Origin of the sequence: Paraburkholderia sp. Ac-20340, from assembly GCF_017104965.1 — a bacterium.
Taxonomy (GTDB): Bacteria; Pseudomonadota; Gammaproteobacteria; order Burkholderiales; family Burkholderiaceae; genus Paraburkholderia.
Window position 1 is genome coordinate 158,389 of sequence record NZ_JAAGPR010000018.1, and the last position, 7,072, is coordinate 165,460.

The 7,072-nt window shown below is 66.7% G+C and carries 6 protein-coding genes and 1 pseudogene; 2 read left to right on the top strand and 5 right to left on the bottom strand.

What is annotated here, in order from left to right; all coding sequences use genetic code 11:
- Nucleotides 1-111 precede the first annotated feature (111 nt).
- Nucleotides 112-798 carry a DUF4136 domain-containing protein gene (locus G3N59_RS22095; RefSeq protein ID WP_205984753.1) on the top strand — a complete coding sequence of 229 codons (687 nt, stop codon included), beginning with the start codon at nt 112-114 and terminating at the stop codon, nt 796-798.
- Nucleotides 799-912: 114 nt separating this feature from the next.
- On the opposite strand, the gene guaD is transcribed toward G3N59_RS22095, so the two are convergent.
- The 5 genes and pseudogenes from guaD to G3N59_RS22120 all read right to left on the bottom strand — a co-directional run.
- Nucleotides 913-2,214, bottom strand: coding sequence for a guanine deaminase (gene guaD, locus G3N59_RS22100; RefSeq protein WP_205984754.1), 1,302 nt, complete (start codon nt 2,212-2,214; stop codon nt 913-915).
- A 363-nt stretch (nt 2,215-2,577) separates the two neighbouring features.
- Nucleotides 2,578-3,618 carry an adenosine deaminase gene (locus tag G3N59_RS22105; protein WP_205984755.1) on the bottom strand — a complete coding sequence of 347 codons (1,041 nt, stop codon included), beginning with the start codon at nt 3,616-3,618 and terminating at the stop codon, nt 2,578-2,580.
- A gap of 34 nt (nt 3,619-3,652) precedes the next feature.
- Complete coding sequence (xdhC, locus tag G3N59_RS22110; RefSeq protein ID WP_205984756.1) at nt 3,653-4,729, bottom strand: xanthine dehydrogenase accessory protein XdhC; 1,077 nt, start codon at nt 4,727-4,729, stop codon at nt 3,653-3,655.
- Nucleotides 4,730-5,217: 488 nt separating this feature from the next.
- On the bottom strand, nt 5,218-5,748 hold the full coding sequence (locus G3N59_RS22115) for a disulfide bond formation protein B (protein WP_205984757.1): 531 nt from the start codon (nt 5,746-5,748) through the stop codon (nt 5,218-5,220).
- A gap of 148 nt (nt 5,749-5,896) precedes the next feature.
- Nucleotides 5,897-6,940 (bottom strand): annotated as a pseudogene (locus tag G3N59_RS22120) (amidase); the annotation flags it as partial.
- Here G3N59_RS22120 and G3N59_RS37095 point away from each other — a divergent pair.
- Nucleotides 6,851-7,072 (top strand): sulfotransferase (locus G3N59_RS37095; RefSeq protein WP_241023722.1); only part of this gene is annotated, 222 nt, incomplete at its 3' end. The pseudogene G3N59_RS22120 and the gene G3N59_RS37095 sit on opposite strands and share 90 nt — an antisense overlap.

The following is a 7,072-nucleotide window of genomic DNA, read 5'->3' on the forward strand; positions in this document are numbered from 1 at the left end:
GGAATAAACGCCGCGGCAGATACGTATCAGCCTTATGCCCGATATGTACGAGAAGGAGCGGCCCCCACGACTGCGCTTTCACAACCACTGGCAAGACTGCAAGAGAAGACCATGATTTCCGACCGATGGACCCGCCGCGCCCTGCTGATGCTGGCCGCGCTTGCCGTGACGCTGTCCGGCTGTACGACCTACGTGACGAGCCAGGTGACCGCGTTCTCCGCGTGGGATGGCGGCAGCGACGCCACGCGCACCTACGCGTTCACCCGCAACCCGGACCAGCAGCACAGCATCGAGCAATCGACCTATGAAAACCTGGTCGCCGATGGCCTGTCGGCCCAGGCGTTCCGTCAGGTGCCGCAACCGCAGGCGCACTATCTCGTGGGCCTCGCGTACGGCAGCCGCATGGATACGGTGACGGTCGCCCAGCCGGTGTTCTACAACCCGTGGCCGAGCCCGTACTGGGGGCCGTTCAATCCGTGGGGCCCGTGGGGTCCGTACGGTCCGGCCTATGTGAACCAGAGCTATCCGGTCTATTCGCACGTGCTGGCGGTGCGCATTACGGACAAGGTGTCGGGCAAGGAGCTCTATAACGTCTCCGCGCGCGCTTCGGGCGACGATCCTTCGCTCGTGCGCGTGATGCCGTATCTGGTGCGCAGCGCGCTGGCGAACTTCCCGCTGCAGAACGGCACGGTCACGCAGGTGAAACTGCCGGTCGACAAGAACGGCGGCGCGCCGAACGAAGCGCCGGCCGCGCCAGCGTCCGCGGCATCGATGCCGGCGGCTGCGCAGGCGAAATAAGCGGCGTTAGCAAAGCGGCGTTAGCGTCGCAAGACGGACAAAAAAGCGCGCCGGACCTTCGCGGTCCGGCGCGCTTTGCTTTGGTATCGACGCTGACGACGATCGGATAAAGCGTTACGCAGCCTCGCGGCTATGCACGCGTGCGCCTGCTGCGTAGGTCTCGAACACGGCGCGATCGTCGCCGAGCAGCGCGAACGCAAACAGCAGTTCTTCGAGCGATTCCGCGCGCGCCGTGCGGCGGGCGAGCAGCGGCGTGGCCTTCGGATCGAGCACGACGAAGTCGGCTTCGGTCTGCGGCGCGAGCGTGCCGATCTTGTCGGCGAGATCGAGTGCCTGCGCGGCGCCCGCCGTCGCCAGCCAGAACATGCGCGTGGCCGTCAGATGATGGCCGCCCATGCGCGCGACCTTGTGCGCTTCGTTCATGGTCTGCAGCATCGAGAACGAAGTGCCGCCGCCCACGTCGGTCGCGAGCGCGACGGGCATCTCCGATTGCGCCGCCTTGTCGAAATCGAACAGACCGCTGCCGAGGAACAGGTTCGACGTGGGGCAGTGCGCCGCGACCGCGCCGGTTTCGGCCATGCGGCGGCGATCTTCCTCGTCGAGCCAGATGCAGTGGCCGTACACGGCGCGGCGACGCAGGAGTCCGTAGTGATCGTAGACATCGAGATAGCTGCGCTGGCGCGGGAACAGTTCCTTCACCCACTTCACTTCATCGAGGTTTTCGGCCACGTGGCTCTGGATGAAGATGTCGCCGTGCGCCTTCGCGAGCGCCTGGCACGCTTCGAGCTGCGCTTCCGTCGAGGTCGGCGCGAAACGCGGCGTGAGCGCATACATCTGGCGGCCCTTGTTGTGCCAGCGATCGATCAGCTCCGCGCTGTCGTCGTAACCGGTTTGCGGCGTGTCGCGCAGGAACTCGGGGCAATGGCGGTCCATCAGCACCTTGCCCGCGACCATGCGCAGATTCTTCGCTTCGCTCGCCGTGAAGAGCGCATCGGCGGATTGCTTGTGCACCGTGCAGTAGACCAGCGCCGTGGTCGTGCCGCTCTTGAGCAGTTCGTCGACGAAAAACTGCGCGGTGTCCTGCGCAACCGCTTCGTTCTCGAAACCGCGTTCGGTCGGGAATGTGTAGGTGTCGAGCCACGGCAGCAGACCCGGCGCGGGCGAGGCGATCATGTCGGTCTGCGGGTAGTGGATGTGCGTGTCGATGAAGCCCGGCACGATCAGCTTGTCGCGCAGGTCGTGCACCTGCGCGCCGTCGCTCACGCGGTCCTTGAGGGCGGACCACGCGCCGGACGCGGCCACGCGGCCGTCCTCGACGATCACGACGCCGTCTTCATGGAATTGCACCGCGTCGGGCGACTGCGCGGGGTCGCCGGTGAAGGTCAGGAGTTGTGCGCGAAAAGCCGATTGAGTCATGGGAACATCGTCTCCGGAGAATTCAGGTATTCATGAGCAGGATGCGTGCGCGCTTCGTCATCGCACTGGCGCGCATCGCGGGCGCCGCTCCTGAAAACGCGGCGCGTAAAACTCGGCCCGATCTGCATCGGATAACCATCCGATTCATGTCCGAACGGCGTCAGATAAACGTCAGATCGACAGGCGGTTAATCGGGCCTTGAAAATCCAGGCGCTAAATCCGGGCGCTAAATCCAGGCGTAAAAGCGCCCCGGGCGCGGCGCGCGGTGCGCCGTTCCCTCAAGTCATTCACGGTCTTGGGCGATGCCCGGGCCGAAAGATCCGCGCCGCCCAACTGCGGCGCGCGGCGGCTTTCGCTCCTGCTTTAAGCCCAGTAAGCGTCGAGCTTTGCGATCAGCGCGGCGCGTTCGTCGGACGTCACGAACGACGCCTCGAAGCCGTTGCGCAGGATCGTGTACACCTCTTTGTCGTCGAGCTCGAGCGCTTCGATGATCGCGCGGTAGTTCTCGTTGACGTAGCCGCCGAAGTAAGCCGGATCATCCGAATTGACGGTCACGGCCACGCCTTCGTCGAGCAGTTGCTTGAGCGTGTGCTGCGTCATGTCGTCGAATACGCAGAGCTTGGTGTTCGACAGCGGGCAGACCGTCAGCGCCACGCGCGAATCGGCCAGACGGGCGACCAGCGCCGGGTCCTCGATGCTGCGCACGCCGTGATCGACGCGATCGACCTTGAGCAGATCGAGCGCTTCGTAGATGTAGGCGGGCGGGCCTTCCTCGCCGGCATGCGCGACCCGCTTCAGGCCCTTGGCGCGCGCCTTTTCGAACACGCGCTCGAACTTCGAAGGCGGATGGCCGCGTTCCGACGAATCCAGGCCCACGCCGATCATGCGCGGATAACGCTCGAACGCCGGCTGCGCCGCGTCCCAGGTGGCCAGCGCGTCTTCTTCGCTCAGATGGCGCAGGAAGCACAGGATCAGCTTGCTGGTGAGGCCGCGCTTTTCGGCGTCGGCGAGCGCGCGGTCGATACCCGCGACCACGGTGTCGATCGACACGCCACGCTCGGTGTGCGTTTGCGGATCGAAGAAAATTTCGGTGTGCACGACGTTGTCCGCGAGCGCGCGCTCGCAGTAGGCCATCGTCATGTCGTAGAAGTCCTGCTCGTGCAGCAGCACGCTCGCACCGGCGTAATAGATGTCGAGGAACGATTGCAGGTCGGTGAACGCGTAGGCCGCGCGCAGGGCGTCGATCGACTCGTAGGCGAGCTTGACGTTGTTGCGCTGGGCGAGCGCGAAAATCAGCTCGGGCTCGAGCGAGCCTTCGATATGGATATGCAGCTCGGACTTGGGCGCGCCGAGGACTTTCTGGACTAGCGGATTAGCAGCGATTGCGGTGGTCGTGATCGTCATGATCTGGTCGGTCAAAATTTTCTGGTGGGTGACATCACGCGGAATGGGGCGCCGCCTGGGCATGCGTGGCATGCGCATGCGCCGTGGCGGCCTCGATGGCCTGCAGCATCTGGGCGGCAGCCGATATCGCAATCACCTCGGGCGATTTGTCGACGATGCCGTCCACGCCCAGCGGGCAGTTCATGCGCGCGATCTGCATCGGGTCGATGCCGCGCGCGGCGAGCCGGTGCTCGAACTGCTGGCGCTTGCTGTGCGAGCCGATCATGCCGAAGAACACGAAGTCGCCGCGTCGCAGGATGCGTTCGGCCAGATCGAGATCGTGCGCATGATCGTGCGTCATCACGATGAAGCAGGTGCCGGGCGGCGCGGCCTCGACGGCCTGGTCGGGCGCGTCGCTGGCGTCGATGACGACGTTGGGCGCGCCAAGCGCGGCGAATTCCTCCGGCGAGGGAAACGCGGCGTCGCGCTGGTCGACCCAGCGCACCCGGCAGGGCAGCGTGCCGAGCACGCGCACCAGCGCCGCACCGACGTGTCCCGCGCCGAACAGCACGACCGGAAAGTCGTTGGGCGCGATCGTTTCGGTGAGCAGCAGCGCGGCGTCTTGCGCGCCAGCGGCGGTATCCCAGAGCAGGCAGTCGGCGGCATCGACGCCCGGTTCCGGCTCCGAGAGCATCACGGCGCCGGCATCGGCATCGGTCAGCATGGCCCCGTTCCGCGAGGAGCGGAATGATACGCTACGAACCGTCGATGCGCCTGCGGCGAGCCGGCGCGAGAGCGTGGCGAGCCAGCCGAGATCGGCGACATCGAGCCGCTCGAACGCCAGCACGACCGCGCCGCCGCAGCACTGACCCAGACTCGGGCCGAGCGACAGCCGCTCCAGACGCCGCGCGTGCGACATGCGCATGCCGTCGCGCAGCACCTGGCGCGCGATTTCGATGGCTTTCCATTCCAGATGACCGCCGCCGATGGTGTGGCGCGCGGCTTCGCGCGTGACGATCATCTTCGTGCCGGCTTCGCGCGGCACCGAGCCTTCGGCGCGCGCGACCGTCACCAGCACGGCGGCATCGCCATGCGCGAGCAGTTGTTGGAGATCGGTGACCCAGGCTTGCATCGGACAGGGCTCCTACGAAGCGAGCGGCAAGGCGCGTTCGTCCACGGCGTCATGCGCGCGGTGCACACAGCGGTCGAGGCGAAGGAGAGTCGGGGCGTGCGCGCACGCATGGCGCTCGATGGAGCGCTGGGAGGGCGCGCCATGAAGCTCAAGGGCGGCGCCGCGAAGGACGTATCGGATGGTTTGCGTTGTCATGTGAAACCCGGGAGACATTGCGGATCAGGCGCGCGTTACGCAGGAAAACCGGGCGGGCCGAAGCCGGCCTCGCGCACGTAGATCGCCATCCAGTTGGGACTGTAACACTGACAGCGCGAGGAAAGTATTCCCTGCGGATGATGGGGGTTATGTGACGGCGCCCATGACCGGAGGATGAAGGATTTGGCCCTTTACTGCGTAGGAGCAGCAAGAAAAGCCGGGAGAAAAACAGGGGGACGATGGGCCGCCCGCTGACGGGGCGGCCTGCTCTGACGGTCTGGCCCGCTGGCGGCTTAGCGGCGGATGCCGGGCCACGACACCTGACGGCGACGGTTACGCCACAGACTCGCCAGCACGGCGACGAACACGACGACAAACGCCACCACCGACCACAGCGGCAAGGTCAGGCCAAGAATCGGCGGATAAGTGGTTTCGCACAGACCCTGCACCTTGAAGACGCCGGGCAGCCAGTGCGCGGGCGGCAGGGCGTCGACGATCGGCTGCAGGGTGTCGAAGCCGCAGCTGAAGCTGGGGAAGGCTTGCACCCACGCAAGACGCGCCGACGCCACGATGCCGCCTACCGCCGAAATCACGATCAAGCCTTCGAGCGCACGCACGCCGCGCCAGCTCGTGAAGCGCGCGCCGAGGAAGGCGAACACGGCGATCAGAATGAAGAAGTAACGCGTGAGAATGCACAGCGGGCAGGGGTCCTGACGCTCGAAATACTGCATGTACAGGGCGCCGGCCAGCAGCGCAAGGCAGATCAGACCGAGAAGCACCAACAGGCTGCGTTCGCGGCGCAACAGCGCGTTATCGTCGTTCATGTGTTCGTTTTGTTCGGGTTGGATGACGCAGCGGCGCTCCCGCGGCGCGGCTGCAACGGCGTGTCGGGATTCTAGCGCGAAGGGAATGCGTCGCGAGAAAGTGCACGGGGCGACATGCGGCGGCGCAAGCGCCCCGTAGAAGTCTCGATCAGCGCAGCGGCGCGAGTACGGCTTCCACACCGCGGCCGATGGCGAGCAGCGCGTCGTCGGCGTAGGGCGCGCCGGCGAGCATCAGCCCGACCGGCGCGGCGCCGTGGCGGTGGATCGGCAGCGACAGGGCGCAGGCATCGAGAAAGTTGAACGCGGCCGGGTTGCGCAGCACGAGCGCGTTGGTGCGCGCGAAGGCTTCATCGTCGGCGACGAGCGGGGCGACGGCGGGCGGGGCGATCGGCACGGTCGGCGCGATCACGGCGTCGAAGCGCGACCAGAGCGTGGCCTGCGCTTCCTCCAGCACAGCGGCGCGTGCGGCGATCAGGTCGAGATAGTCGGCGGCGCTGGCCGGCTCGCCCTTGAGAATGCGCACGAGCACGCGCGGATCGTACTGGTCGCGATGCTGCGCGATCAGCGCGCGATGCCACGCGTAGGCTTCCATCGGCGAAAAGCCGATGCGGTTGATCTCGCCGAAACGCTCGAACGCCGAAAAACGCACTTCGTTGACGATCGCGCCCGCGGCATCGAGATGCTTGAGCGCGGTATCGAGCGTTTCCGCCACTTCGGGATCGACGCCGTCGGTCACGTAATTCGTCAGCACGCCGATGCGCACGCCTTCCAGATGCCGCGCGGCCGGTACATGCGGCGCGACACCGGCGAGGATTCGGTCGACCAGCGCGCAGCACGCCACCGTATTGCCGATCGGCCCGAACGAGTCGAGCGTGGTCGACAGCGGCACGCCGCCCGTGCGCGGAATGCGCGCGGCGGTGGGCTTGAAGCCGGTCAGGCCGCAGAACGCGGCCGGAATGCGGATCGAGCCGCCCGTATCGGTGCCGAGCGCGATGGCGGCCATGCCGTCCGCGACCGAAGCGGCCGCGCCCGAGGACGAGCCGCCCGCGACGCGCTCATCGCCCTTCACGTGGCGCTGCCACGGCGAAAGCGGCGTGCCGTAATGCGGATTCAGGCCAAGCCCCGAAAACGCGAACTCGCTCATATTGGTACGGCCGACCAGCACAGCGCCCGCGCGGCGCAGGCGGGCGACCACGGGCGCGTCGCCGCCGCGTTTCCCGCCGACCTGCTCGCGCGCCTGAAGGGCGCGGGCGCGCAATCGGACATGCCGGTGTTCGTGATCGGCATGCCGCGCTCCGGCACCACGCTGATCGAGCAGATTCTG

Coding starts and splice junctions, on each gene's coding strand:
- guaD (WP_205984754.1), bottom strand. CDS start 2,214: ATGACTCAATCGGCTTTTCGCGCACAACTCCTGACCTTCACCGGCGAC.
- xdhC (WP_205984756.1), bottom strand. CDS start 4,729: ATGCAAGCCTGGGTCACCGATCTCCAACAACTGCTCGCGCATGGCGAT.
- G3N59_RS22115 (WP_205984757.1), bottom strand. CDS start 5,748: ATGAACGACGATAACGCGCTGTTGCGCCGCGAACGCAGCCTGTTGGTG.
- G3N59_RS22105 (WP_205984755.1), bottom strand. CDS start 3,618: ATGACGATCACGACCACCGCAATCGCTGCTAATCCGCTAGTCCAGAAA.
- G3N59_RS22095 (WP_205984753.1), top strand. CDS start 112: ATGATTTCCGACCGATGGACCCGCCGCGCCCTGCTGATGCTGGCCGCG.